The sequence below is a fragment of the Celeribacter sp. SCSIO 80838 genome, assembly GCF_056498065.1.
The window spans coordinates 455,141-481,341 of sequence record NZ_JAZKMA010000001.1 but is presented as its reverse complement, the minus strand read 5'-3'; the positions used below and the strand labels follow the sequence as shown (position 1 = coordinate 481,341).

Genomic DNA, 26,201 nt, shown 5'->3' with positions numbered 1-26,201 from the left:
ATGTCCCAGGGGGATCAGATCCGCACCACCGCCGAGGCGCATGAAGAGGCCGCCCTGCCACAGGCTCGGGTGGCCCATGCCGACCCCGACGCCTGCACCGCTGAACAGAAACCCCTGCCCGAAGCGGTGGCGCGCAAGCCGTTCGAGGAGAAAAGCCCTGCGGAATGGGCCTATGAGCGCCTCATTCTCTATATCCAGAATTTCGAGGAACAGCTCGACAGCGAGCATGAGATCGCCATGGGCTTTGCCGGTTCCGACACCGGGGTGCTCCGGATTGAGGGCATCGGCTTTTTCGACCCGGATATCGTGACGTTTTACGGGATGGACGAGGAGGGGACCAAGACCCAGCTCATCCAGCATGTCACCCAGCTCAACGTTATGTTGCAGGCCATGCCGAAACAAACGGAAGACGCGACGCCTGCGCGGATCGGCTTTCGTCTTGTCGCCGATCTGGAACAAGAGCTGAACGGAAAGCGCACCGACGGGTGACAGGCGATGACGAGTCATCTACCGTGGCGGAAGGCATATAAGGGAGGAACCGCAGAATGTCTGAGCACAAGCATGGGGATATGGATATTTCCGTTCAGGAGAAAACCTTTGACGGTTTTGTGAAATGGGCCACCTGGGGCGCGGGTGTGTCCGTTTTTGTTTTGATCATCCTCGCGGTTTTCAATAGTTAAGCCCCGTAAACGTTTCACAAAGGACCGGAGCCCCAAATCGTGTCGTTTCTGTATCGAGCCGTCGGGCTCCTGTCCCTTCTTGTGCTGACCGCTTGCGGGGCGGCCGAACCGAAATGGGCGCCTGACGCCGAGGTGGCGCAGTCGCATTACGTGCATGGTGCACCTTATCAACTGACGCTCTTCACCGTGATCAGCAATCGCACCGGCGGCGGCGGGCACAGCGCGCTGATGGTCAATGCCCCGTCCGAGCGGGTGATCTTCGATCCGGCCGGGACGTTTTATCACCCGCATCTGCCGGAGCGAAACGATGTGCATTACGGCATGTCCGACGCAGCGGTAGATTTCTACATCGACTATCACGCTCGCATCACCTGGCATGTGGTGGAACAGACCATCACGGTGAGCCCAGAGGTCGCGACACTGGCGCTGGCCAAGGTTCAGTCTTACGGTGCCGTGCCAAAGGCGATGTGTGCCACCAGTGTGTCGAGCATTCTCGGCGATCTGCCGGGCTTTGAGAAAGCACCGCGCACCATGTCGCCGAAGAAGCTTATGCAATGGTTTGGGGAGCAGCCGGGTGTGACGGAAAAGGTCATATACGACGACAGCCCCGATGAAAACGGTCAGCTGATCCAAGCTCCGCCGCTGCTTCTTCATCACAGCGGGAGTTCCTAAGCGAAAGGGCGTTACCCGATCACCGCGCCGAGGCCAAAGAAAAGGCCAAGTCCGGTGATGATCGCCCAAAGCACGTTTTTCGTCCAGATGCCGACGATGATCGTTGCGGCCGCGCAGAACAGACGCAGCGGGTCCGTGTCTGCCTTCGCCCCCAAAAGCATGGGCGCAACCACGGCGGGCAGAACCGCGACGGGTGTATAGCGCAACAGGCGCAACAGCCATGCGGGCAGGGGGCGGTCGCCGACGAGGCCGAGGAAAGAAAACCGGATCAGGAAGGTGCCGATGGCCAGTCCGACGATGATGATCCAGATTTGCGTTGTGCTCGCTTCGATCATGCCTCGGCCTTTCTTTTTTCCATCCAAATCTCAACCTGCGCGCCCACAACCAATGCTGCGGCGGCAGCCACCAAAAGCCCGGTGCCATAGGGCATAAAGCCAAGGATCAGCACCAGAACCACGGAGGTCAGCGCCGAGGCAAGATGCGCCAGCGTCTTGAGCATCGGGGCGACCACGGCCAGAAAGGTCACAGGCACAGCGAAATCGACACCGATGTCGGTCGGGATCTTATCGCCCAGAAGCGCGCCGGTGAGCGTCAGTGCATACCACGCAATGGCAATCGGGATCGCCGCGCCGAAAAAATACCCAAGTTTTTCGGAGAGGCTCAGGTCCGGCTCTTTTTCGAACTTGATCGTCGAGAGCGCGTAGGGCTGATCGTAGAGCATGTAGGAGGCGAAGGCGCGGGTCAAAAGCGAGGATTTGCCGAGATGCGGCGTGATCGACGCCGAATACATCCCCATCCGCAGATTGACCGCAAGCGCCGTGGCCAGAACGATCAGCGTTGGGGCGTTGTCGGACATCAGTTGCAGCGCGGCAAGCTGGGCCGAGCCCGCGATCACGAGGATCGAAAACCCCATGACCTCGACGACATTCAGCCCCGCCTGCGTGGCAATCGCGCCGAAGATCGCGGCGAAGGGCCAGATCACAATGTGAAACGGCAGGCCGTCCTTGGCACCTTTGAGAAATTGCTGGGAGGCGGGAGAAAGAGACATGCGCGGGGCCTTGGAATTTCGAACCGCACCAGCCTAGGAGATCGGGTGGCGCGGACCAATTGCGATTTGTGAAAACGGGTTATGCGGAAGCGGACAGCGCCGCCACGCCTTAGTCGAAGGTGCCGGTCACACGGCCCAGCAACATGAACCCGCGCGCGGTGCGCGTGTCCGTGAGAGCTGCGATTTCCTCGTCAGTGGCGGATTGCTCGAACTCGGCAAAGGTCTTGTCGAATTTGCGCAGGAAATGGTGAACCGCATCGCGGAAAATCGCGTCCTGTTTCATGCGCGCAGAGGCCAGCGCCAGAGAGGAGCGGTCGCGCACGCCCCCCAGAGGGGCCACGGAATGGCCGCGCTCGCCCTTGGCGAACCGGCGCCAGACCTCGGGCTTGGCGCGGTCCGGGCGCAGATCGTCCATATAGATGCCGTCCTGCGACAGAAGTGTCAGGACGTCCTGCGCGGCGTGGATCAACTGGCTGACCTTACGATCAGACAGCGCACGGCGGAGCGCCCGGAAGCCTTCCTTGTCGTCGGCGGTTTCGGGGAAATTCATCGCCTTGATGAAATCCGCGACCGACAGCGGCGGGGCGAGGCTTTCCGAGGGCGTGCCGAGCGCAAGGCTTGCCTGTTCTTCGATCAATGCGGGAGCCGGGATCGCCAGCTTGTCCTCGGGCGGGGTCTGGCCCGGACGGATCGAGGTAAACATCGCCAGCGTCGCATCTGTCTTGCGCTGGGCTGCTGCGATCTCTTCGAGTTTCTTCTCGACCGTGGCGTTCGACGTGCCGCCGCCTTGGCCAGAGAGGTAGGACTGACGCATGGCGGAAATCGCGGCCTGAAGGCGGCGGCTTTCTTCGCGCATCGTGCGAGAGGCACGCACAGCCAGAGCGCCCACCCAGATCATCGCAATCGGCATGAAAATCGCGATCAGCATCATGACGAAGCGGATCGAATCGAAATCGTTCGATCCGGTGCCGAGGATCATGAAATACCCAGCCGTCATCGCCAGCCACAGCAAGGATAGCACCGCCGCGATCATCTCGGTCGCGGTGATCTTGGGCTCTTCCTCAGGGCGCTGATAGACGCCAAGCTCGACTTTTTTGGGACCTTCGGTTGCCAAAGGGATCTCCTCGATCGCGTTTACAAATCAGATATACGCGATCTTGAGGATTTCGTAGGACTTTTCGCCCCCCGGCGTGCGCACTTCCACACTGTCGCCTTCGTCCTTGCCGATCAGGGCGCGGGCGAGCGGGGATTTGATGTTCAGAAGACCGCGCTCGATGTCGGCTTCGTGCTCGCCCACGATCTGAAAGGTCTTTTCCTCATCGGTATCTTCGTCGACGATGGTCACAGTGGCCGAAAATTTCACCGCGCCCGACAGGGTTTTCGGGTCGATCACATCGGTCAGAGACAGGATGCCTTCAAGCTCCTTGATGCGGCCTTCGATGAAGCTCTGCTTCTCACGCGCCGAATGGTATTCGGCATTCTCCGAGAGATCGCCAAGCTCGCGGGCTTCGGCAATGGCCTGAATGATCGCCGGACGTTCGACGGATTTCAGGGTTTTCAACTCGTCGTTCAGCGCGGTGTAGCCCGCGCGGGTCATGAGGATTTTTTCCATCAGGGCACTCATCTGCACGAAAAAAGCACTACGGGGCCGTTTAGGCTCCGGGTGCTTTCGGATTTGGTCATTGTCGGACTACCTGACCCGGAATGCCGGTGGAATGCAAGAGCCGGCACACATTATCTCCTGTGTCAGAGCTCCTGAACCTGACGCATTACGGAAAGGGGCAGTCTATCGTGCGGTCATCTTTGACCTCACGGCCAATACGGTTTGGACGTCGTTCGTTGACGGCATGGCTCCGTCTCGGGGGCTACCGCTTTATGCAGCGTTGCGGCGATTTTGGCGCAACAAAGCCCAACAGACGCAACGAAAAACCGCATCTCAAATTGACCCTGCCCTCGCTTAACGGTTAGGTAAGCGCTGGAGAGCCGCCTGAGCCAGGGAGAAATTTTATGTCGAATATCGAGCGTGAGGCGATGGAATATGATGTTGTGATCGTGGGAGCAGGGCCTGCTGGCCTGTCTGCCGCGATCCGGCTCAAGCAGTTGGACGAGAACCTGAGCGTTGTCGTTCTGGAAAAGGGCTCTGAAGTGGGCGCACATATCCTGTCGGGCGCGGTGCTTGATCCGGTGGGGATTGATGCGTTGATCCCGGATTGGAAAGAGCGTGGCGCGCCAATCACCACTGAGGTGAAAGAGGATCATTTCCACGTTCTGGGCGAGGCTGGGTCGATCCGCATTCCGAATTTCCCGCTGCCGCCTTTCATGTCGAACCATGGCAAATACATCGTCTCGATGGGCAATGTCTGCCGCTGGATGGCGGAACAGGCCGAGGAGCTTGGTGTCGAGATTTTTCCGGGCATGGCGTGCTCTGAGTTGATCTTTGGCGACAATGGCGAGGTCAAAGGCGTGGTTGCCGGTGTCTTCGGGCTTGAGGCCGACGGGTCTATCGGCCCGGATACGGAACCGGGGATGGAGCTGCACGGTAAATACGTTTTGATTTCCGAAGGTGTGCGCGGGTCTCTGGCGAAAGAGATCATCGCGAAATACGACCTGCAAAACGGCCGTGACGTGCAGAAATTCGGTCTCGGCATGAAAGAGATTTGGGAAATCGACCCCGAGAAGCACAAAGAGGGCAAGGTCTGGCACTCGATGGGCTGGCCTCTGGGCTCGAATGCGGGCGGGGGCGGGTTCGTCTATCACGCCGAAAACAATCAGCTTTATCTCGGCTTCGTGGTGCACCTGAACTACGAAAACCCGTATCTCTTCCCCTACATGGAATTCCAGCGCTTCAAACAGCACCCGCTGGTGAAAGAGCTTTTGGAGGGCGGTAAACGCGTGGCTTACGGTGCGCGGGCGATCTCCGAAGGCGGCTATCAGTCGATGCCGAAAGCGGCGTTTCCGGGCGGCGCTTTGCTGGGCTGTTCCGTCGGTCTCGTGAACGTGCCGCGGATCAAGGGCAACCACAATGCGATGCTCTCGGGCAAAGCGGCTGCGGAACATGTGGTCGCTGCGATCAAAGAGGGTCGCTCGGGCGATGTGCTTGAGAGCTACGAGACCGAGTTGCGCGAGGGGGCGGTTGGCAAAGACCTGAAACGTGTGCGCAACGTCAAACCGTTGTGGTCCAAGTTCGGTCTGGCGGCGTCGCTGGCGCTTGGCGGGTTCGATATGTGGACCAACCACCTGTTCGGCGTGTCGCTGTTTGGAACGGTGAAACATGGCAAAACCGACGCGCAATCGACGGGCAAGGCGGCCAAGTTCAAGCCGATCGACTATCCGAAACCTGATGGTGTGATCTCGTTCGACCGGTTGACCAACGTGTCTTTCGCGGCGACGAACCATGAGGAAAGCCAGCCCTGCCACCTGAAACTTGCAGACCCGCAGGTCGCGATTGACGTGGATTACAAGGAATTCGGCGGCCCGTCGCAGCGCTATTGCCCAGCGGGGGTGTACGAATACCTGACTCCGGAAGGCGAGGCGCCGAAATTCGTGGTGAACTTCCAGAACTGCGTTCATTGCAAGACCTGCGACATCAAGGAAACCAGCCAGAACATCACCTGGACGGTGCCCCAAGGCGGCGACGGCCCGAACTATCCGAACATGTAAGCCTCTCACGGCAACGTGTTTTCAAACAATGCGACGGGGGCCAGCACGGCCCCCGTTTGCGTTGCGGTGGGGCGGTTAGGGCGATACTCTCTGCGGGACGAAGCATAAGGGAGACGACAGGTGACAAACCGCGCCGGCCGCATGATTTCTGCCCTCACCGCTGTAGGGCTTTTGTTTGGAAGCGTGGCCCTGCCATCTCCTGTTCTTGCCGATGCAGGCTCCTATCTGGCCGCGCGTCAGGCGACGATGGACCGCACCTTCCCGGTGCTTGCCGAATATGCCGCGCGGGCGCTGGCGGGCGATACGGATAATCCGGTACTGCTCGAATCTGTGATCTCCTCGCGGATTTCCATGGGGGATTTCGATGCGGTGAAAGGCTATGCCAGCCTGCTGAAACAGATCGAACCCGAGAACCAGATTGCGGCGATGGCAGATCTGACGCTTTTGGCGCGCGATGGCGATTACGAAGGTCTGGTGGCTGCGCTCGAAGGCGGGGAGAGCATCAGCTCTGTCGTCGATGGGCTCATGTTGGCTTGGGCCCATGTCGGTCTGGGCGATATGTCCGGCGCACTCGACCTGTTCGATCAGGGCTCCGGTATGGGGCAGGGCTTCGAGAATTTCGGCGCATATAACAAGGGTCTCGCTCTCGCACTGGTCGGCGATTACGAAGGTGCGCTTGCGACCCTGTCGCAGCCGGATATGCCGCAAAGCCGGTTTTCCGTGATCGCGCAGATGGAAATTCTCAGCCAGCTCGAGCGCAATGACGAGGCTCTGACGCTTCTGAATGACAGTTTCGGTGAGGGGCCACTGGACCTCGAACTGGAACATCTGCGTGAGGCGCTTACGGCGGGCGACGCCGTGCCTTTCGATGTGGTGCACAGTGCGCGTGACGGCATTGCGGATGTATTCTTCGCCGTGGCTTCCGCGCTCGATGGTGGGTTGGACGACGCTTATACGCTGCTTTACGCTCGGATCGCCGAGGCGCTGCGCCCGGAGGAAGCGAGCTACGTTCTGAGCGTGGCAACGCTTTTGGAGCGGCTGGAGAATTACGATCTCGCCACGCAAGCGCTTGATCGGATTCCGGCGAACGATCCGGCCTTCCCGATCGCGAGCCTCGCCCGCGCCGAAGCGCTCCGCTCCTCGGGCAACACCGAGGCGTCGCTCGAGGTCTTGCGGCAACTGGCGAAATCCCATCCGGAACTCGATGAGGCGCATACGGCTTTGGGCGATGCGCTGCGGCGTCAGGAGGATTACGCAGAGGCGGTGAAAGCCTATTCCGTCGTGATCGACCGTCACCAGCCACCGACCCGTGGGCAATGGCCGCTCTATTTCACTCGCGGTACGGCTTATGAACGGATGGGGGAATGGGACAAGGCGGAGGCGGATCTGCGGCAGGCTCTGGCGCTGGAACCGGATCAGCCGCGTGTGCTGAACTATCTCGGATATTCCTATCTCGAGATGAAAACCAATCTCGACGAGGCCATGGAGATGATCCGCAAGGCTGTCGAAGAGCGCCCGGAAGACGGCTATATCACCGACAGTCTGGCCTGGGGTCTCTATCGCCTGCGGCGTTACGACGAGGCGGTGGAGCCGATGGAGCGCGCGGTCGAGTTGATGCCGGTCGATCCGATCATCAACGATCACCTGGGCGATGTTTACTGGGCCGTTGGGCGCGAGCGAGAGGCGCGGTTCCAGTGGCAACGGGCGCTGTCCTTCGAACCCGAGGATGACGAGGCCAGCCGCATTCGCAAGAAACTCGACATCGGTCTCGACAAGGTTCTGATCGAAGAGGGCGAGGAACCGACGCGGGGCGGGAATGACGGTTAAGGTCTTTGCGCCCGCCAAGATCAACCTGAGCCTGCATGTCACAGGGCAGCGGGAAGATGGCTATCACCTGCTGGACAGTCTGGTGGCCTTTGTCGATCTCGGCGATCAGGTCACGGCCAATCCGGCGGTGCAGTCGGAGCTGACCGTGACCGGACCCTTTGCCGAGGGTGTGCCGACGGACGGTAGCAATCTTGTCCTCAAGGCGGCGGAGTGTGCAGACTTTCCGATGTCCCTGACGCTCGATAAACACCTGCCACCCGCCTCCGGGATCGGTGGCGGGTCTGCCGATGCGGCGGCCACGCTGCGCGCGGCGGCGCGTCTTGGGGCGGTGCCTGTCACGGCGGAGCGTGCACTGGCGCTCGGGGCCGATGTGCCAGTTTGTCTGCGCGCAAAACCGATGCGGATGCGCGGGATTGGGGATGTGCTGGAGCCGGTGACAATGCCGGCGTTGCACATGGTGCTGGTGAATCCAAAGGTCGAGGTGTCGACGCCAGAGGTGTTCCGGCGACTTGAGCGCAAAGACAATCTGGCGATGCCGGATATTCTGCCGCGCTGGCCGGATACACTGGCCTTCGTCGACTGGCTGTCGACCCAGCGCAACGATCTTGAGAAACCTGCGGTGAAACTCGTTCCAGAAGTTGCGGCGGCTCTGACCGCGCTTGCCCTGACGCCCGGCGCGCTCATGGTGCGCATGTCCGGCTCCGGCGCGACCTGTTTCGGTCTTTTCGCGGATCGCTATGCGGCGGATGTGGCGGCGTTGCAACTGGCCGAAGGCAACCCGTGGTGGTGGGTCAAATCCGCCAGCACATTGCCGGGATAAGCGCTTCAGCGCGGGGCGAGCGCCTCAGCGCAGGCGCGCGACCACGTAATCGGCAATGTCGGAGAGCATCTCCACGATCTCGCCCTCGGGTAGAGCGGACAGCGCGGCTTTCGCCTTGTCTGCCCAGTCGAGCGCAATCACGCGGGTTTCTTCCAGAGCATCGTGCTTGTTCAAAAGCGCGATGGCGTGTTCCAGATCGCCTTCGTCCTGCTTGCCCTTTTCGATGGTTTTCACCCAGAAGGCGCGCTCTTCCGCATCGGCCTTTGCCACCGCCTTGATCAGCGGCAGGGTCAGCTTGCGTTCGCGGAAATCGTCGCCGACGTTCTTGCCGGTCTGCTCGGAGCCCCAGTAATCCAGAAGGTCGTCGACGATCTGGAAGGAAATCCCAAGCGCATCGCCATAATCGAACAGCGCTTTCACAACCGTCTCATCCGCACCTGCCAAAACGCCGCCGACTTCGGTGGCGGCGGCGAACAAAGCGGCGGTCTTGCCGCGCACCACCTGGATATAGATGGCTTCGTCGGTCTTCAAATCCTGCGCAGCGGTGAGTTGCAGCACTTCGCCTTCGGCAATCGTCGCCGAGGCATTCGACAGGATGCGCAGCACGCGCATGTTGTCGGCATCGGTCATCAACTGGAACGAGCGGGCAAAAAGATAATCGCCGACCAGAACCGAAGATTTGTTGTCCCACAGAAGGTTTGCGGTCGGCCGCCCGCGCCGCTGGGCGCTCTCATCCACTACGTCGTCATGCAAAAGCGTGGCGGTGTGGATGAACTCCACCGTGGCGGCGAGGTGAATGTGATAGGGGCCGCTGTAACCGCAGGCCTTGGCTGCAGCCAGCGTCAGCATCGGACGCAACCGCTTGCCGCCGGCCTCGATCAGATGCGCGGTTACCTCGGGAATGCGCGGCGCGTGTTCCGACGACATCCGCTCCCGGATCAGCGCGTTGACGGCCTCAAGTTCGGGCGCCAGAGCGGCGGCCAGTCTTTCATGCGGCTTCACGGCGGCTTTATCCAGTCCCATGGGACCTCCTCGGCTCGACAAACCTTTCGGTCTGTACTTTAATCATCGCGATGAAACAGCTTCTGCGCACCACCGACCCCACCCAGATCGTCTACGCCAAAGCGCTCTTGTCCGGAGAGGATATAGACTGCTTTGAAATGGACGTCCATATGAGCGTCCTCGAAGGCAGCATCGGCATATTGCCGCGCCGCCTTATGGTGCGCGATGACGATCTCGCGCAGGCCCGGCGTATCCTCAAGGACAATGATTTCGAGCTGGAGGATCTGTGAGCGGATCTTCTGAGCTGAGCCTCGATGCGTTTTTGGGCGGGCGGTTGCAGATTTATCAACCGCGCAAGGGCTATCGCGCCGGGGTCGATCCGGTGCTTTTGGCAGCAGCCACACCTGCATCTCCCGGTCAGTCCGTTCTGGAGCTTGGCTGCGGGGGCGGGGTTGCGTCCTTCTGCCTCGCTGCGCGTGTGGCGGGGTTGTCGCTCGCTGGGGTCGAAGTGCAGGGCTTCTATGCCGATCTCGCGCGCCGCAATGCCGTTGAGAACGGCATGGAGATGAAGGTGTTCGAAGCAGATCTGCGTCACCTGCCTGGTGCGGTGAAAGAGCAGACCTTCGACCATGTTATCGCCAATCCGCCCTATTACGAACGTCATCGCTCGACGCCCGCTGAGGATGTCGGGCGTGATGTGGCGCTCGCAGGAGAAACACCGCTTGTCGACTGGATCGACACAGCGACGCGGCGGCTCAAACCCAAGGGTTATCTGACGATGATCCAGAAAGCCGATCGTCTGCCGGATATGCTGGCCGTCTGTGACAACCGCCTCGGCTCGCTCCGTGTCCGTCCGGTTCAGCCGCGTCCGGGGCGTGCGGCGAAGCTCGTGATCTTTCAGGCGCGCAAGGGCGGGCGGGCTGCCTTTGTCTTGGAAGAACCGCTTGTGATGCATGAGGGTGTGTCACATAAGCACGATGGCGACGATTACACCTCTCAGGTCGTCAAGATTTTGCGAGGCGGCGATGCCTTGCCATGGTCCGGCTGAGATTTGGCGATATTTCGCAAAAGCTAATATTCTGGTCACTTTGTTTCAAAACAAAGCAGTGACACGACTCGGATTCTATGGTGCACTTGTCACACAGCTTTTACATGGCTGACACACTCAGAGAGGAGAAAACATGAGCTTGACGTCCCATATCCAGGAACTGAAGAAAAAGCACCAATCCCTCTCGGAGGCCGTTGAACATGCCCAGCGTTCGCCCGGCGCCGATGGCCTTCGGATCGCAGATCTGAAAAAACAGAAACTCCGCATCAAAGAAGAAATCGCGCGCCTCAGCGCCGCCTGACGCGTCAGATCACCCGGTTTGGCGGCTTTGATAAGCGGCCAGACCGGCCCCGAGCATGATCAGCCCGGCCGAGAGCAAAAGCGTCAGACGCGGCTCCGTCATTCCGGCAAGGATCAGAGCCAGAGTGGACAAAAGCGGTGCGGCATAGGACGCCGTTCCCAAAAGCTGAATATCCCCTTTCTTCATCCCCATATCCCAGAGATAGAACGCCCCGCCCGCGGGCCCGAGACCCAGCGCGATGATCGCGCCCCAACCTGACATGCTGTCAGGCCATGCGGTTTGTTCGAACGCCAGATGGGTGACGAAAGACAGTGCGGCCGCCAAGAGACAGAACACAGTGACCGAGGCCGTGGTAACATGGCCGATCCGACGCGAAATCACCGAATAGCTGGCCCATGTAAAGGCAGCTCCAAGCGCCAGGAGATATCCGAGTGCGGCCTCTCCGGTGAAGGATGTGCCACGTGCCACGACCAGAAGCGCGCCGACGAGCGCGAGGACTGCGCCGAGGATGTGCAGCGGGCGCAGGCGTTCTCCGGGCAGGAGCCCGGAAAACAGCACGATCAACAACGGCCAGAGATAATTGATCAACCCGGCCTCGGCGGGAGGGGCCAGACGCAGGGAGGAGAAGTAGAGGAAATGATAGCCGAAAATCCCGACGGTCCCGAAGGCATAGACCAGCGGCGAGACGCCTCGTAGCTCATGCCAGGCGTTGTTCTTCGCGATCCACAACAGGCCGATCACACCGCCAACGGCAAAACTCACCGCGTTGAGTTGCAACGCAGGAACCGGGTTGCTTGCGACGGTGAAAAGCGCGAGCAGGGCCCAAAGAAGGACGGCGAGAAAGCCGATGGAGGTGGCGGATTTGCGTGTCATGGCGCGATTAAGCCTGAGTTGCGGCGCTCCGCAATAAGAAAAGGGCCGCCGAAACGGCGACCCTCGTTTTGCGATCTTGCACAGGCTCAGGTGAGGTATTGCCCACCGTTCGCGGTGATGGTCGAGCCGGTGATGAATCCCGCATCGTCGGAAGCAAGGAAGACCACGCAGCGTGCGATGTCTTCCGGCTCGCCGAGACGCCCCACCGGAATCGTCGCGATGATCGATTCGCGGACTTTCTCCGGAACGGCCATGACCATTTCGGTGGCAACATAGCCCGGACAGATCACGTTTACGGTGATGCCCGCCCGCGCGCCTTCCTGGGCCAGCGCTTTGGTGAAACCGATGTCACCGGCCTTGGCTGCGGAGTAGTTCGCCTGACCGAACTGGCCTTTCTGACCGTTGATCGAGCTGATGTTGATCACGCGCCCAAACTTGCGGTCACGCATGCCCGTCCAGAGCGGATGGGTCATGTTGAACACGCCCGACAGGTTGGTATCCATGACCTGCTGCCACTGCTCGCGGGTCATTTTGTGGAACGGCGCATCGCGGGTGATGCCGGCGTTGTTCACAAGCACGTCGATCGGGCCAAGTTCGGCCTCAACCTTGGCGATGCCTTCGACGCAGGCATCGTAATCGGCCACGGACCATTTGTAGGTCTTGATGCCGGTTTCTTCGGTGAACTTCGCGGCGGCCTCGTCATTGCCCGCATAGTTGGCGGCGACGGTATAGCCCGCAGCTTGCAAGGCTTTGGCGATGGCGGCGCCGATGCCGCGCGATCCGCCGGTCACAAGAGCGACTCTGGACATGATACTCCTCCTTATCAATCCTATGCTTGTAATCTTGTTATCTATAATATTCTGCATCCGCAACAATATTGCTATGCGAATGCAGAAAATCTTTGCGGGCGAGATGAAAGATCAGCGGCGGGGGCTATCCCCGCCTGCGGATCAATCGCGCTCAACGCAGACCGCAACCCCCATGCCGCCGCCGATGCAGAGCGTGGCGAGGCCCTTTTTCGCATCGCGGCGGACCATCTCGAACAGCAGCGTGTTGAGGATGCGGGCGCCCGAAGCGCCGATGGGGTGGCCGATGGCAATCGCACCACCGTTGACGTTGACGATGGCCGGATCCCACCCCATGTCCTTGTTCACGGCACAGGCCTGCGCCGCGAAAGCTTCGTTGGCTTCGACGAGATCGAGGTCGGAGGCTTTCCAACCGGCTTTCGCCAGTGCCTTTTGCGACGCAAAGATCGGGCCTGCACCCATGATCGACGGGTCGAGACCGACGGTGGCGTAGGACGCGATGCGCGCCATCGGGGCGATCCCGCGTTTCGCGGCATTCTCAGCGGACATCAGAAGGACACCGGCGGCGCCATCGTTGATGCCGGAGGCGTTGCCAGCCGTGACGGAGCCGTCCTTGTCGAAGGCCGGGCGCAATTTCTGCATGGCTTCGATGGTGGCGCCGTGACGGATGTATTCGTCTTGATCCACGACGATGTCGCCTTTGCGGGATTTCACCGTGAAGGACACGATCTCGTCAGCGAATTTCCCGGCCTTTTGCGCGGCCTCTGCTTTGTTCTGGGAGGCAAGAGCGAATTCGTCCTGCATCTCGCGGGAAATCTCCCACTGATTGGCGACGTTCTCGGCAGTGATCCCCATGTGGTAACCATTGAAGGCGTCCCAGAGGCCATCTTTGATCATCGAATCGATGAACTTCATGTCGCCCATCTTGTGACCGGCACGCAGGTTGGCGACATGGGGGGACATGGACATGTTTTCCTGACCACCGGCGCAGACGATGTCGGCATCGCCGAGCAGGATGTGTTGGGCGGCCAAAGCAACGGTGCGCAGACCGGAGCCACAGACCTGATTGATGCTCCAGGCGGCGGATTCGATCGGCAGACCGGCTTTGATATGGGCCTGACGGGCGGGGTTTTGACCCTGACCGGCGGTCAGGACCTGGCCGAGGATAGTTTCCGATACTTCGGCTTTTTCAATCCCGGCGCGTTCCACGAGGGCTTCGAGCACACAGGCACCGAGATCGTGCGCGGGGGTGTTGGCGAAGGCCCCGGAAAAGCTGCCGACGGCGGTCCGTGCTGCGGATGCGATAACGACATTGGTCATGATGATAATCTCTCTCCCATTTTGGTTATGGGGAGATTGCCCAAAGCCCGCAATATTTGCAACAAAGTTGCTCGCTCCCCATTAGAAGCTCTATGCCGCGTTTGCAGCATTTTCAACCATCAAGCGAACTCTGAGACGCTTTGCCGCCGATATCAGACAGCTTTTTTGCGGCTGTCGCGATTGTGCCAGACCGGATCGATTGTCGCGGCGCCGAAATAATGCCCCTGCATGCAGTCGATTCCAATCTCGGTCAGATATTCCGCATCGGCGGCGTTCTCAACGAATTCGGCCACAGTATACATGTCGAAATGCTTCGCCACGGCGACGAGCGCCTGTGTCAGCACCTGATTGTCGGGGCAGGAGGCGATGCCACGGATGAACTCTCCGTCGATTTTTACCATGTCGAAATAGAAGTCCTTGAGATAGCGGAAGGCGGTGTAACCCGCCCCGAAATCGTCCAGAGCAAAGGAAATTCCCATGGCCTGGAGTTCGGACATGAAAACGGAGACGAGATCGGGCATCACCATGGCCGAGCTTTCGGTGATCTCGAGAATCAGCCGTTCCGCGATTGTCTGGTCCTTGTGTAGGCCGGTTGTCAGGGTTTCTTTCCAACGAGGATAGCCGATGGACCGCGCGGACATGTTGATCGCGAGACGTAAATCCTTGTACTCATTCAGCGCCTTAAGGCCGAGTTCCAGCGCAAGACAGTCGAGCTGCCGTCCGGTTTCCGTCGTTTCAGCCACGTTGATGAACTCGCGGGCGGGAATCACACGGCCGCTTTGATCCAGCACACGGATCAGCCCCTCGTAAAAGGCGGGCCGGTCGGGGCGAAGGGTCTGAACGATGGGTTGGTAGGCGAGCATCACCTGCTTCTTGCGAAGCGCCTCCTGAACCATTTCCATCGTATGACGGTCCCGGTTGGCAACCGCCACAGAGAGCGGGCTTCCGAATTCATTGTTGTCATAGCCAGAATCGATCATCCCGTCACCTTGTCTCGCTTTGGTCGTGCGAGGGGTACTTTCGCGTGCTTGGGATAACGGCGGGTAAATTGGCGAATTCATCAAAAAAGAGAGTAAAAATAACATCAATTTGCCAAAGTCATGTTTCTTCGAACGTTTTCGCAAGGCGAGTTTTTTTTGGCATCTGATCGCAAGGATTTATGGAGAATTATATATTCTTTCCGTCTGTGACATATGGTTAGGGGCCTTTCGTATGTGACCCGCCACGGGAACCGTCTGAAATTTTCAAATGGACGACACAGATTAACCAGATCGCAATCTCACTCTGTTCAACTACAGTCAAATGGACAGAACAGGACTTGCGATGACGCTCCAATATTCCGATGCGCGTATTGCGGAGAAGGCCGATGAAGCGGCTTTCGACATCGAAGAACTCTTTTTTTCCCGCACCGACGAGCGTGGGGTGATTGCGGCGGGCAATGAAGTGTTCCGCCGGATTTCCGGTTATTCATGGGACGAACTGGTGGGGGCCCCGCACAAGATCATCCGGCATTCGGACATGCCCAAGGGGGTATTCTACATCCTTTGGGGGCGCATCAAGAAGGGGCTCGCCACGGGAGCCTATGTGAAGAACCGCGCCAAGGACGGACGATATTACTGGGTTTATGCCGTTGTCTCCCCGATTGAGGGAGGTTTTGTCTCGGTTCGGATGAAACCGAGCTCGGCGGCGTTGGAAGGCGCCAAGGCAGCCTACAAGGCTTTTCTGAAATTTGAAAAGGAACAGGGGCTGAGCCCGGAGGAAAGCGCTGCGGCCATTCGCGCCAGGCTGAAGGAACTCGGTTTCCCAAGTTATGGCGCCTATAGTTCCTATGCCATCGCGCAGGAAATGAGTGCCCGTGACGCTGCCTTGTCACGAATGGAAGATGGGCGTTTGCGCAGCTTGAAGGAGTTGTTGCCGACCTTGCTTGAACTCGACAAGGAGCAACAGGCGCTGTTTGCGGCCTTCGCGAAAATTCGCGGAATCCCGTCGAATATGCGAATCGTCGCCTCGCGGCTGGAACCGGCAGGCGGACCGATTTCGGCGATTTCGCAAAATTATCGTCTTATGTCCGACGAGGTCACCAATCATCTGGGCGGATTTCGGGTCGACAACGGGACCCGCAACCTGTCCGAATCCGTGATGCTGCGGGTTTACAAGGGGTTGTTCATGATGGCGGCCTCCCGTTTGCAGCGTGAGGTCAAGGAGGTCTCTCTGGCTGCCCTTGGTAAACATACGGAGCTGGACGGGTTTCAGACGGAAGTGGATATTCTGACCATCATGCTCGACGACTACATGATCGAATCGGGATCGGTTCTCGTGTCGGTATTCAACGATGTCACGGCGCTGACGCGATCTGCAAAGGACTTGCGCCAGCTTGTCACGGGGCTCGATTCGATCCGTGTGCTATGCCGCGTCGAGGCCGGGCGTCTGGGTGCCCAATCGGCCTCCCTCATGCCGGTGATCAATCAACTCGATACGTTCCATGTCGAAATCGATGCCACTTTGGAGCGGATCATGTCACTGGCCGAGCGGATCAAGGCGCTGGTCGAGGCGGCCATGCCGCGCACCTTCAATGGTTCTCTGCACCATCATTCTGCGAGGGGAGGCCTGTCGCGCTGAGCGCATAGGAACTGAGCAGTTCGGTGACGATGTTCTGTGCGGAGGGGGAAAACCATTCCGCATCCCCTGTCATGCGGGCGATTTCCTTGCCGTCTGGCGAGATCAGGATCGAAACAGGCAGGCCAAGCACGCTCATGTCACGGGCCATGGCGCCTTTGCCATCCATCCTGAGCGGCAGCGACTGAATCTCCGCTTTTTCATAGAAGGACCGGATCGACGGGAGCGGGTTATGCCCGGTCGCCACGGGCAACACCACCAGCCCCTGATTTCCATAGGTGGAGGAGAGCTGATCAAGGGCCGGCATCTCTTTGCGACAGGGGGCGCACCATGTGGCCCAGAAGTTCAATAGCACGAGCTTGCCCTGATAATCGGAAAGGACCTCTTCCACGCCTTCCGCGGTGGTGAAGGGCAGGGTGCTGACGGTCTTCGCCTCGTCATGAAAGCCGAGTTTTTGCAGGCTGCCTTCGCGCAGCGCCGCAGCCGCGCTCAGGTCCATTGCGGTGGCGGGAATTGCACCGAGGCTCAGGGCCGTATAAAGGGTGGCGGCAATCAGCTTTTTCAACATGCGGGACACGTCCATGACCGATAAGAAATCCAACGCGATGTGGGGCGGGCGCTTCGCCGCCGGACCCGACGCCATCATGGAAGCCATCAATGCCTCCATCGATTTCGACAAGCGGCTGGCATCCCAGGACATCGCAGGCTCACGTGCCCATGCGGCGATGCTCGCCAAACAGGGCATCCTTACCGATACCGATGCCGAGGCCATTCGGGAAGGCCTGCTCACGGTTTTGTCAGAGATCGAGCGCGGCGATTTCGTGTTTTCGACGGCCCTCGAAGACATCCACATGAATGTCGAGTCGCGTCTCAAGGAGATCATCGGCGATGCCGCTGGCCGTCTGCACACGGCGCGCTCGCGCAACGATCAGGTGGCGACCGATTTCAAACTCTGGGTGCGCGATCAGATCGACGCCGCGGTTTCCGGGCTCGAGGCGCTGATCCGTGCGCTGCTCGCGCAGGCAGAAAAAGGGGCGGATTGGGTGATGCCGGGCTTCACCCACCTGCAAACCGCGCAACCCGTGACCTGGGGCCATCACATGATGGCCTATGTCGAGATGTTCGGTCGCGATATGTCGCGCTTCAAAGACGCCCGTGTGCGGATGAACGAAAGCCCGCTGGGGTCCGCCGCATTGGCGGGGACGGGTTTCCCGATCGACCGTCACATGACCGCAGAAGCGCTGGGCTTTGATCGTCCGACGGCGAACTCTCTCGATGCCGTGGCGGATCGCGATTTCGCGCTGGAATTCCTGTCTTGCGCCTCGATCTGCGCCATGCACCTGTCGCGTTTCGCCGAAGAATTGGTGATCTGGTCCTCGGCGCAATTCCGGTTCGTGGCGTTGTCGGACCGGTTCTCCACCGGCTCCTCGATCATGCCGCAAAAGAAAAACCCCGATGCCGCCGAGCTGATCCGCGCTAAAATTGGTCGCATCTTCGGCGCGAACGTGGCGCTGATGACCGTGATGAAAGGCCTGCCCTTGGCCTATTCCAAGGATATGCAGGAAGACAAGGAACAGGTGTTCGACGCCGCCGACAACCTGATGCTGGCGCTGGCCGCAATGACTGGGATGGTGTCGGATATGACCGCCAAGACCGACAACCTGCGCGCCGCCGCGGCCTCCGGATTTTCGACGGCGACCGATCTGGCCGACTGGCTGGTGCGCGAAGCCGGGCTGCCGTTCCGCGATGCCCACCATGTCACCGGTGCGCTGGTCGCTATGGCCGAAAAGAAAGGTGTCGATCTGCCGGATTTGAGCCTTGAGGAAATGAAATCCGTTCACGAAGCGATCACCGAAGGGGTTTACGACGTCTTGACGGTTGAAAACTCGGTCGCTTCGCGCACAAGCTACGGGGGAACCGCGCCCGCGCAGGTGCGTGCGCAGATCGCCCGTTGGAAAGAGGTGCTCGGATGAAACGCGTTGTTGTGACTTTGCTGCTGTTGGCCGGGCTGGCCGCCTGTGGCGTGAATGGTGAGCCGGTGGCACCTGAGGTGGGGGTGTCGACCACTGTGGGGGTGAACTCCCGCGCCGGGGCCTATACCGATACGGCGATCAACATCCACTTCCCGGCGAACTGATTTTCGAGACCTGATCCGGGGCGTGCGTGCCCCTGAAAGTGAAAGACCCAGATGGACCATTTCCTCTACAAAGACGGCGTGCTCCATGCCGAAGATGTGGCCGTGAGCGATATTGCAGCGCAGGTTGGGACGCCGTTCTACGTCTATTCCACCGCGACGCTGACCCGGCATTTCAAATTGTTCGATGACGCGCTGTCCGGCATGGATCATCTCGTCTGTTTCGCGATGAAATCGAACTCCAACCTCGCGGTGCTCAAGCTGATGTGCGAGCTGGGCGCCGGGGTCGATGTGGTGTCTATCGGCGAATATCTCAAGGCGAAGGCGGCGGGATTTCCGGGCGAACGCATCGTGTTTTCGGGGGTCGGAAAGACGCGCGAGGAAATGCGTATCGCGCTCGAAGGCGGCATTCGCCAGTTCAACGTCGAAAGCGAGCCGGAGCTTCAGGCCCTCAACGAGGTGGCTGTCTCGCTTGGCGTGAAAGCCCCCATCGCGCTGCGGGTGAACCCGGATGTGGATGCGAAAACCCACGCGAAGATCGCGACTGGCAAGTCGGAGAACAAGTTCGGAATTCCGATTGCCACCTGTCGCGAGGTTTACAAACGCGCGGGCGAGATGCCGGGGATCGACGTGATCGGCATCGACGTGCATATCGGGTCGCAACTCACCCAGCTTGAGCCGTTCGAGTTGGCCTTCACCAAGGTCGCCGAACTGACCGAAGCGCTGCGGGCCGATGGTCATGACATCCGCCGTCTCGATCTGGGCGGCGGGCTTGGCATTCCATACGAACGCTCGAATTCTGCGCCGCCGCTGCCGGTGGAATATACCGACGTGATCCGGCGCACAGTCGGGCATCTCGGTTGCGAGATCGAGATCGAGCCGGGGCGGCTGATCTCTGGCAACGCCGGGATCATGGTCTCCTCCGTGATCTATCTAAAACATGGCGAAGGTCGTGATTTCCTTATCGTCGATGCGGCGATGAACGATCTCGTGCGGCCTTCGATGTATGACGCCTATCACGACATTATTCCGGTGACGGAGCCCGAGGCCGGAGAGGATCAGACCCCGATGGACATCGTCGGTCCGGTCTGTGAAACCGGCGACACCTTTGCCAAGGCGCGCAACATGCCCGGTCTTGGCGAGGGCGATTTGGTCGCCTTCCGTTCGGCGGGAGCTTATGGCGCGGTGATGGCCTCGGAGTATAATTCCCGGCCGCTTATCCCCGAGGTTCTGGTGAAGGGCGATCAATTCGCTGTCATTCGCAAGCGTCCGAGCTTTGACGAGATGATAAACCGCGATACCATCCCTGCGTGGCTCTGAGCGCGGATCATCCCGATGCGCACCCGAAGCCTCGGGCGAGACGTATGGAATTTGACCGACAGCTCCGAGACAGCCTTGACCAGAGCCTTGCCCGGCGGCTGAGGCTTGCGTTGAGCTTGACCGGGGCGGGGTTGGTCTTTGAGCGGTTCGGAACGGCATTTTGGCCGTTGTTTTCGCTGGTCGCGTTCACGTTGGGTATCTCCATGCTCGGCGTGCAGGATGCCTTGCCTCTTTGGGGGCTTTGGCTTTGCGTTGCGGTTTTTGTGCTCACGTCGCTTTGGGCGCTGATCCATGGCCTGCGCCGCCTGCATTTGCCGAGCGCGTCGGAGACCATGTCGCGGGTCGATGCGGACCTGCCGGGGCGTCCGTTGCAGGCGCTCTGCGATACGCCGTTGATCGGGGCCGGTGATGCCGCTTCGGAAGCGATCTGGCACGCGCATCGCCGTCGCATGGTGGAACGTTTGCGTGATGTACATGCCATCGCGCCGATGCTGCGACTGTCCTCCGCAGACCCGTTTGCGTTGCGCCTCATCGCGCTGACAACGCTGGCTATGGGGCTTGTGTTCGGCTCGTTCGAGAAAGCCGGGAGCTTGGGGGATCTGGGGGAGGACGGATCGGAGATCGCCATTGGCCCCACATGGGAAGGCTGGGTGCGTCCACCCGCCTATGCTGGCAAGCCGACGCTGTATCTCGGCGATCTCGATGCCGAATTCGAGGTGCCGAAAGGTTCCGACGTGACGCTGCGGTTCTACGGCGAGGGCGGAGCGCTGACGCTGCGTGAAACCGTTTCCGGCGATGACAATATGAGCCTGCACGATTTCATGATCCGGCAGGCGGGAGAAATCGAGATCGACGGTCCGACAGGTCGGCTGTGGGATGTGGCGCTGCAACCGGATCAGCCTCCCATAGCGGAACTCATCGGCCTGATGACCCGCGCGCCCTCGGGCGAGGCGCGTCAGGAATTTCGCCTGCGTGACGATTTCGGCGTAACACGCGCGGAACTGACGATCTCCCGCGACCCGGAGGTGGTTGAGAAGCGCTATGGTTTCGCCCTGCCGCCCGAGCCGCGCGAGGCAGTCACCTTGCCGGTGATATTGCCGCAAACCGGCGATCGCGTGGAGATCGAGGGGATGATTGCCGAAAATCTCGCCGAGCATCCGTTTGCAGGACTGCCGGTCAAGCTGAGCCTCACGGCTTGGGACGCGGCAGGGCAGGAAAGCGCTGCGGCTCTGGGGCAAACGATCCTGCCGACCCGGCGGTTTTTCGATCCTTTGGCCGCGGCCATCGTGGATCAGCGCCGCGAGCTTTTGTGGAACCGCGAGAATGCTGCGCGTACCGCGCAGGTGCTGCGTGCCGTGTCGGTCAACCCGACCGAGATGTTCGATGAGATGGCGACCTATTTTCGTCTGCGCGAGGCCATCGGTCAGATCGAAGGGCGCGCGGGGCGGCTAAGCGATGAACAGCTCGACACCATCGCCACGAACCTCTGGGATATTGCGCTGGAACTGGAAGACGGGCAGCTCAAAGAAGCGCTCGCGCGGCTGCACCGGGCGCAGGAACGCCTCTCGCAGGCCATGCGCGATGGGGCGACGCCGGAAGAGATCGAACGCTTGATGCAGGAGCTGCGCGAGGCCACTCGCGATTACATGCAGCAACTGGCCGAACAGCAGGGCGAGGATGGCGACGACACCGACATGCCTGACCAAGGTCAGGATCAGGGGCAACAGATCACTCAGGATCAGTTGCAGCAGTTGATGGACCGAATTCAGGAGCTGATGGAACAGGGGCGCATGGCCGAGGCACAGCAGCTCATGGATATGCTCGCCGAAATGTTAGAAAACATGCGTGTCACGAAAGGCGAGGGCCAAGGCGGTCAGGGACAGCAAGGCATGCAGGGCCTTCAGGATATGCTGCGCGACCAGCAACAACTCAACGACGATACGTTCTCGGATCTTCAGGAACAGTTCGGGGGGGGCGGCGAGCCAGAGGAGCAGCCCGGCGAGGGGGGCGAAGGTCAACAGCAAGGCGGTCAACAGCAACCGGGCGATGGCCAAAATGAACAGTCGCTTTCAGAGCGTCAGCAAGCCCTGCGAGATCAGCTGCAACGCCAGCGCGGCAGCATTCCCGGCGGGCAGGGCGAAGGGGAAGATGGTGTCGGCGGAGCCCTTGAGCGGGCGGATCGTGCGATGGAGGAGGCCGAAGGCGCGCTGCGCGAGGGCGATCTGAACGGTGCGCTGGGGCGGCAGGCCGAGGCGATGGAGGCGTTGCGCGAAGGCATGCGTCGTCTGGGCGAACAACAGGCGCAGAACCAGCAAAATCAGGACGGCCAACAGGGCGAAGCCGGAGGCCAGTCCGGCAATGATGCGGCCCGGCGTGATCCGCTCGGGCGCAAACCCGGCGATGCTGGTCGTTTCGGCAGCGATGACGAGTTCTATGAGGGCGAAGATGTTTATCGCCGGGCGGAAGAGCTTTTGGACGAAATCCGGCGTCGGTCCGGCGAACAACAACGTCAGGCGGAAGAACGGGATTACCTCAACCGCCTGCTGGATCAGTTCTGAGTCAATTGACGTTTCAGGAGTTCAACTGACCGAGCAAGGCGTTGAGCCGCACGCTCGCCGAAGACAATAGTCGGTCGAGCCAGACGCGGAACGCGTTGGCGGCTGTGACATAGCTTTCCATGACGCCTGCCAGTGCGGGGACTTTTTCCGCAATCACCGGAGCCAGAACGTAAAGCGCCACGAGCATGATGGCCGCAAGCACCAGAACGAGGAACACGGAGCGGAAGCCGGAGCGTTCCGCACGGGCGCGGCGGGTGTCCTCGTCGGGAACGGTGCCGTCCTCATTGCGCTCGGACGATGCGCTGAGCGTCGAGTTGATTTCTTCGATGTCCGGCAAAAGGTCGCGACGCTTGCCGGTGGCGGCGGCGACGCTTCCGGCGACGATGCCGCTGTCGGCGGGATCGAGGCCCCGCAGCCGCGCCATGCGGTCGCGCAGGCTTTTCTTGGCGCTGTCCTGTGCCGGTTCTTCCAGCCCGAGGTCAGGCTGGGTTTCAAGTGTTTCTCCCTGCGACTGACGCATGGCCTGATCGAACTCGACCTCGGCGCGCAGGATGTCACGCACGCTGTCCTTGAGCGCAGAGCCGCTTTGGGCGGCAGGGCGGGCTTCAGTTGCCTCTTCTTCCGGTTCTGCGGCTGTGTCTTCGGTTTCGAAAACGGGCAGTATTTCAGCGGGTTCGGGCCTCGCTTCTGCGACCTCCCCCCCGGTGGTCTCTCTGATCGGCTCCGGGACGTGCAGATCTTCTACGGGTTCTGCGGGTTCACTCTCTTCGATTGCGACGGAGGTTTCGAATACAGGCGTCTCATCGAATTCCGGGACAACGCTCTCGGTCTCTTCCGTCTCGACATGACCCGGAGGCGGGTCCTCATGCGGGAGCTCATAGCCCAGTTCTTCGGCCAGCTCCTGATCGAGATGCGCCGGACGTTGGAACCAGGTGTGGCCGCAGTTCGAGCACTGAACATCCCGGCCTGTGTCGGGGATGACACGTGCATCGACCTCGTATTGAGCGCCACAATTGGGACAGATCAGCCGCATATTTTCCCCTGCCACCGAGACATTATGCGCATGGAACCGCGCGATTTTCCGCAATTCTTAACGCACATGTGCGAATTGTCCATGTTTTTGCGACAGTTGGATTGAAAGCTTTTGACCGGTGAGGCAAAACTGTCGCGAATACATAGGGGTTCGCAGAGGTGCCGTGTGATCGAGTTTCATGATGCTGGCTACGGCTACGGGGGGCGTGAGCTTCTGACCGAGATGTCCCTGACGCTGGCGCCGGGGTCTTTTCATTTCCTGACCGGGCCTTCCGGGACGGGCAAGACAACCTTTCTCAAGCTGTGCTATCGCGAGTTGCAGGCGACTGCCGGGCGGGTCTCGATCTTTGGCGAGGATACGCGGGGGATGGGGCGCGACGAGGTTGCGCTTTTGCGTCGGCGCATCGGTGTGGTGCATCAGGATTGCCAATTCCTCGATCACCTGAGCGTTGCGGAAAACGTTGCTCTGCCGCTGACTGTCTCCGGCCAGCCGCGCGATGATGGAGATCTTTTCGATCTTTTGGCCTGGGTCGGGTTGTCGGAACAGCTTCAGGCCCGTCCGCCCGAACTGTCCGGGGGCGAGCGTCAGCGGGCGGCATTGGCGCGCGCGGTCATCATGTCGCCCGATGTGATTCTGGCCGACGAACCCACCGGCAACGTCGATTGGGAAATGTCGCTGCGGCTTCTGCAATTGCTTATTGAACTCAATCGGATGGGTAAGACCGTGGTGATTGCCACACACGATCTGCATCTGATCCGTCAGGCCAAATCTCAGGTCGCTGCCCGGGTGCTGCGCATCTCCAATCGGCGGATTCAACAATCGGGGGCGGACCTGTGAAAACCATTCTACTGCCCTTCCTCAATTTCAGCGAAAACGCCTCCGGGCGCGTGGTGCCGCCGTCGGGCTTCACGGCGCAACTGACTGTGATCACCTCTGCCGCCATGGCGTTTCTGGCCGTCTTCGCTCTGGCGCTGTCGATGGCGACCGGACGTCTGGCGGAGCGCTGGGGCAACGAGCTGGCGCGCGGCTCGACCCTGCGCATTTCCGCCCCCGCCGAGCAGATCGATGCGCAGGTCGCCGCCGCGCTCAAGGTGCTTGAGACCACGCCGGGCGTGGCTGAGGCGCGGTTGCTGACGGCAGAGGAGGAAACGGGGCTTCTGGAGCCGTGGTTCGGTCCCGACCTGCCGCTCGACACCCTGCCCTTGCCGGCACTGATCGATGTGCAGGAAACGCCCGAGGGCTTTGATGCCGAGGGATTGCGCCTTCGTCTGGCGGGCGAAGCGCCCGGCGCAGTGCTCGACGATCACAGCCGCTGGCGCAAACCCTTGCTGCGTGCGGCCGAGCGTCTGCGGCTTTTGGGCGTGGTGTCTCTGATCCTGATCGCGGGTGTCACTGGCGGGATGATCACGCTGGCGGCCAATGCGGCCCTTGCGGCCAATGGTCAGGTGATCCGGACCCTGCGGCTCGTCGGGGCCACTGACCGCTTCATTGCGGGCGCTTTCGTGCGACGCTTTACCCTGCGGGGGCTGAGCGGCGCGCTCATCGGAACCTTCCTCGGCATGATCGCGGTCGCTCTTCTTCCGAGCGCGGATGAGGTCGGGAGTTTCCTTACCGGTCTGGGCTTTGTCGGCGCACAATGGTTCTGGCCGCTGACGATCCCGGTCCTGGCTGCGCTTGTGGCCTTTGGCGCTACCCGTGTCGCGGCCAATCAAACGCTTCGGAGGTTGATGTGATGCCCTATCCGATCCAGTGGCTTCTCTCGCTGATTTTCGTGATCCAGATGTATCTGGCCATGGTGGTCCTCGCGATTGTCTTCACGCCGCTCGCAATGATCAAACGCGACTGGGCCTTCAAGGCGGCACATACCTATTGTCATTGGGTGCGCTTTTCCGCGCGCGTCATCGTCGGGCTGAAATCCGAGATTCGAGGCGAGGTGCCGACCGATGAGGTCCTGATTGGGGCCAAGCACCAGAGCTTTTTCGACATCATCCTGATCGTCTCCGCCGTGCCACGACCGAAATTCATTATGAAGAAGCAACTCGTCTGGGCGCCCATCGTCGGCTACTACGCCAAGCGCATCGGCTGTGTTGCGGTGGATCGTGGCAAGCGCGGCATGGCGATCAAGAAGATGATCGCGGATGTGAGATCCGGTGCGGCTCTGCCCGGCCAGTTGATCATCTTTCCGCAAGGGACCCGTGTCGCCGCCGGTGCCCATCTGCCCTACAAAATCGGCACGGGTGTGCTGTATGAGCAGACCGGGCAGGATCTCGTGCCCGCCGCCACCAATGTCGGTGTGTTCTGGCCGCGTCACGGCATTTATCGTGGTCGCGGTACGGCAGTGGTCGAATTCCTGCCGCGCATTGCTGCGGGCCGCGACATGAAAGCGGTCATGGCCGAGTTGGAAGAGGTGGTGGAAAGCGCTTCCGACCGTCTCATGACCGAGGCCGGTTTCAAACTGCCGCCAAATGCCTGAGTGTCATCTT

28 protein-coding genes are annotated in these 26,201 nt (G+C 60.4%); 17 read left to right on the top strand and 11 right to left on the bottom strand.

Annotated elements, in window-relative coordinates; genetic code table 11:
- The 3 genes from V1475_RS02265 to V1475_RS02255 are packed head-to-tail and all read left to right on the top strand — an operon-like array spanning position 1 to position 1,352.
- Complete coding sequence (locus tag V1475_RS02265) at positions 1–489, top strand: DUF6173 family protein (protein ID WP_479411449.1); 489 nt, start codon at positions 1–3, stop codon at positions 487–489.
- A gap of 56 nt (positions 490–545) precedes the next feature.
- On the top strand, positions 546–680 hold the full coding sequence (locus V1475_RS02260; protein ID WP_479411448.1) for an aa3-type cytochrome c oxidase subunit IV: 135 nt from the start codon (positions 546–548) through the stop codon (positions 678–680).
- A 39-nt stretch (positions 681–719) separates the two neighbouring features.
- Entirely contained in the window at positions 720–1,352 is a 633-nt protein-coding gene (locus V1475_RS02255; protein ID WP_479411447.1) for a hypothetical protein, read from the top strand.
- 11 nt (positions 1,353–1,363) lie between these two features.
- Here the strand turns inward: V1475_RS02255 and V1475_RS02250 are convergent, their stop codons facing one another.
- From V1475_RS02250 to greA, 4 genes are all read right to left on the bottom strand, one after another.
- The gene (locus V1475_RS02250; RefSeq protein WP_434290157.1) at positions 1,364–1,687 is read right to left on the bottom strand and encodes an AzlD domain-containing protein; all 324 of its coding nucleotides are present in this window, start codon (positions 1,685–1,687) and stop codon (positions 1,364–1,366) included.
- Positions 1,684–2,400: an AzlC family ABC transporter permease gene (locus tag V1475_RS02245; protein WP_479411446.1), complete on the bottom strand. Its 717-nt coding sequence runs from the start codon at positions 2,398–2,400 to the stop codon at positions 1,684–1,686. Before V1475_RS02245 ends, V1475_RS02250 begins: the two co-directional genes overlap by 4 nt.
- Positions 2,401–2,509: 109 nt before the next feature.
- Positions 2,510–3,514 (bottom strand): hypothetical protein, encoded by a 1,005-nt coding sequence (locus V1475_RS02240; protein WP_434290161.1) that lies wholly within the window; start codon positions 3,512–3,514, stop codon positions 2,510–2,512.
- Positions 3,515–3,541: 27 nt separating this feature from the next.
- Positions 3,542–4,012, bottom strand: a complete 471-nt coding sequence (greA, locus tag V1475_RS02235; protein WP_434290163.1) for a transcription elongation factor GreA — start codon at positions 4,010–4,012, stop codon at positions 3,542–3,544.
- A gap of 395 nt (positions 4,013–4,407) precedes the next feature.
- Between greA and V1475_RS02230 the strand changes: the two genes are divergently transcribed.
- The 3 genes from V1475_RS02230 (at position 4,408) to V1475_RS02220 (ending at position 8,707) form a co-directional block, all read left to right on the top strand.
- Positions 4,408–6,060, top strand: a complete 1,653-nt coding sequence (locus tag V1475_RS02230; RefSeq protein WP_479411445.1) for an electron transfer flavoprotein-ubiquinone oxidoreductase — start codon at positions 4,408–4,410, stop codon at positions 6,058–6,060.
- Between the two features lie 120 nt (positions 6,061–6,180).
- Positions 6,181–7,887 (top strand): tetratricopeptide repeat protein, encoded by a 1,707-nt coding sequence (locus V1475_RS02225; protein WP_479411444.1) that lies wholly within the window; start codon positions 6,181–6,183, stop codon positions 7,885–7,887.
- Positions 7,877–8,707 (top strand): 4-(cytidine 5'-diphospho)-2-C-methyl-D-erythritol kinase, encoded by an 831-nt coding sequence (locus tag V1475_RS02220; protein ID WP_479411443.1) that lies wholly within the window; start codon positions 7,877–7,879, stop codon positions 8,705–8,707. Before V1475_RS02225 ends, V1475_RS02220 begins: the two co-directional genes overlap by 11 nt.
- Before the next feature lie 24 nt (positions 8,708–8,731).
- Here the strand turns inward: V1475_RS02220 and V1475_RS02215 are convergent, their stop codons facing one another.
- The gene (locus tag V1475_RS02215) at positions 8,732–9,730 is read right to left on the bottom strand and encodes a polyprenyl synthetase family protein (RefSeq protein WP_434290169.1); all 999 of its coding nucleotides are present in this window, start codon (positions 9,728–9,730) and stop codon (positions 8,732–8,734) included.
- A gap of 50 nt (positions 9,731–9,780) precedes the next feature.
- Here V1475_RS02215 and V1475_RS02210 point away from each other — a divergent pair, with 50 nt between their 5' ends.
- The 3 genes from V1475_RS02210 to V1475_RS02200 all read left to right on the top strand — a co-directional run bounded on the left by V1475_RS02210 (position 9,781) and on the right by V1475_RS02200 (position 11,058).
- Positions 9,781–9,999 carry a putative signal transducing protein gene (locus V1475_RS02210; protein WP_434290171.1) on the top strand — a complete coding sequence of 73 codons (219 nt, stop codon included), beginning with the start codon at positions 9,781–9,783 and terminating at the stop codon, positions 9,997–9,999.
- Positions 9,996–10,757 (top strand): tRNA1(Val) (adenine(37)-N6)-methyltransferase, encoded by a 762-nt coding sequence (locus V1475_RS02205; protein ID WP_479411442.1) that lies wholly within the window; start codon positions 9,996–9,998, stop codon positions 10,755–10,757. Before V1475_RS02210 ends, V1475_RS02205 begins: the two co-directional genes overlap by 4 nt.
- Positions 10,758–10,890: 133 nt before the next feature.
- Positions 10,891–11,058 carry a YdcH family protein gene (locus V1475_RS02200; protein ID WP_434290176.1) on the top strand — a complete coding sequence of 56 codons (168 nt, stop codon included), beginning with the start codon at positions 10,891–10,893 and terminating at the stop codon, positions 11,056–11,058.
- 9 nt (positions 11,059–11,067) lie between these two features.
- Here V1475_RS02200 and yddG read toward each other — a convergent pair whose 3' ends face one another.
- The 4 genes from yddG to V1475_RS02180 all read right to left on the bottom strand — a co-directional run bounded on the left by yddG (position 11,068) and on the right by V1475_RS02180 (position 15,037).
- Positions 11,068–11,931: an aromatic amino acid exporter YddG gene (yddG, locus tag V1475_RS02195; RefSeq protein WP_479411441.1), complete on the bottom strand. Its 864-nt coding sequence runs from the start codon at positions 11,929–11,931 to the stop codon at positions 11,068–11,070.
- Positions 11,932–12,017: 86 nt separating this feature from the next.
- Complete coding sequence (gene phbB, locus V1475_RS02190; protein WP_434290179.1) at positions 12,018–12,740, bottom strand: acetoacetyl-CoA reductase; 723 nt, start codon at positions 12,738–12,740, stop codon at positions 12,018–12,020.
- 141 nt (positions 12,741–12,881) lie between these two features.
- On the bottom strand, positions 12,882–14,057 hold the full coding sequence (locus V1475_RS02185; RefSeq protein ID WP_479411440.1) for an acetyl-CoA C-acetyltransferase: 1,176 nt from the start codon (positions 14,055–14,057) through the stop codon (positions 12,882–12,884).
- A gap of 152 nt (positions 14,058–14,209) precedes the next feature.
- The gene (locus tag V1475_RS02180) at positions 14,210–15,037 is read right to left on the bottom strand and encodes an EAL domain-containing protein (protein WP_479411439.1); all 828 of its coding nucleotides are present in this window, start codon (positions 15,035–15,037) and stop codon (positions 14,210–14,212) included.
- A 343-nt stretch (positions 15,038–15,380) separates the two neighbouring features.
- Here V1475_RS02180 and V1475_RS02175 point away from each other — a divergent pair, with 343 nt between their 5' ends.
- Positions 15,381–16,676 (top strand): PAS domain-containing protein, encoded by a 1,296-nt coding sequence (locus tag V1475_RS02175; protein ID WP_479411438.1) that lies wholly within the window; start codon positions 15,381–15,383, stop codon positions 16,674–16,676.
- Here the strand turns inward: V1475_RS02175 and V1475_RS02170 are convergent.
- Positions 16,627–17,241, bottom strand: a complete 615-nt coding sequence (locus V1475_RS02170; protein WP_479411437.1) for a TlpA disulfide reductase family protein — start codon at positions 17,239–17,241, stop codon at positions 16,627–16,629. The genes V1475_RS02175 and V1475_RS02170 overlap by 50 nt on opposite strands.
- 13 nt (positions 17,242–17,254) lie before the next feature.
- Between V1475_RS02170 and argH the strand changes: the two genes are divergently transcribed.
- The 4 genes from argH to V1475_RS02150 are packed head-to-tail and all read left to right on the top strand — an operon-like array spanning position 17,255 to position 22,685.
- Entirely contained in the window at positions 17,255–18,646 is a 1,392-nt protein-coding gene (gene argH, locus V1475_RS02165; protein ID WP_479411436.1) for an argininosuccinate lyase, read from the top strand.
- Positions 18,643–18,810 carry a hypothetical protein gene (locus tag V1475_RS02160; RefSeq protein WP_434290191.1) on the top strand — a complete coding sequence of 56 codons (168 nt, stop codon included), beginning with the start codon at positions 18,643–18,645 and terminating at the stop codon, positions 18,808–18,810. The genes argH and V1475_RS02160 overlap by 4 nt, the downstream gene beginning before the upstream one ends.
- 51 nt (positions 18,811–18,861) lie before the next feature.
- A complete protein-coding gene (lysA, locus tag V1475_RS02155; protein ID WP_479411435.1) occupies positions 18,862–20,127 on the top strand; it encodes a diaminopimelate decarboxylase in 1,266 nt (421 codons plus the stop codon).
- 44 nt (positions 20,128–20,171) lie between these two features.
- On the top strand, positions 20,172–22,685 hold the full coding sequence (locus V1475_RS02150) for a DUF4175 domain-containing protein (protein ID WP_479411434.1): 2,514 nt from the start codon (positions 20,172–20,174) through the stop codon (positions 22,683–22,685).
- 13 nt (positions 22,686–22,698) lie between these two features.
- Here V1475_RS02150 and V1475_RS02145 read toward each other — a convergent pair whose 3' ends face one another.
- Positions 22,699–23,718, bottom strand: a complete 1,020-nt coding sequence (locus V1475_RS02145) for a zinc-ribbon domain-containing protein (protein WP_479411433.1) — start codon at positions 23,716–23,718, stop codon at positions 22,699–22,701.
- A 165-nt stretch (positions 23,719–23,883) separates the two neighbouring features.
- Between V1475_RS02145 and V1475_RS02140 the strand changes: the two genes are divergently transcribed.
- The 3 genes from V1475_RS02140 to V1475_RS02130 are packed head-to-tail and all read left to right on the top strand — an operon-like array spanning position 23,884 to position 26,191.
- The gene (locus tag V1475_RS02140; RefSeq protein WP_434290199.1) at positions 23,884–24,555 is read left to right on the top strand and encodes a cell division ATP-binding protein FtsE; all 672 of its coding nucleotides are present in this window, start codon (positions 23,884–23,886) and stop codon (positions 24,553–24,555) included.
- Positions 24,552–25,451: a cell division protein FtsX gene (locus tag V1475_RS02135; protein WP_434290201.1), complete on the top strand. Its 900-nt coding sequence runs from the start codon at positions 24,552–24,554 to the stop codon at positions 25,449–25,451. The genes V1475_RS02140 and V1475_RS02135 overlap by 4 nt, the downstream gene beginning before the upstream one ends.
- Positions 25,451–26,191, top strand: coding sequence for a lysophospholipid acyltransferase family protein (locus V1475_RS02130; RefSeq protein ID WP_479411432.1), 741 nt, complete (start codon positions 25,451–25,453; stop codon positions 26,189–26,191). The genes V1475_RS02135 and V1475_RS02130 overlap by 1 nt, the downstream gene beginning before the upstream one ends.
- Positions 26,192–26,201 lie beyond the last annotated feature (10 nt).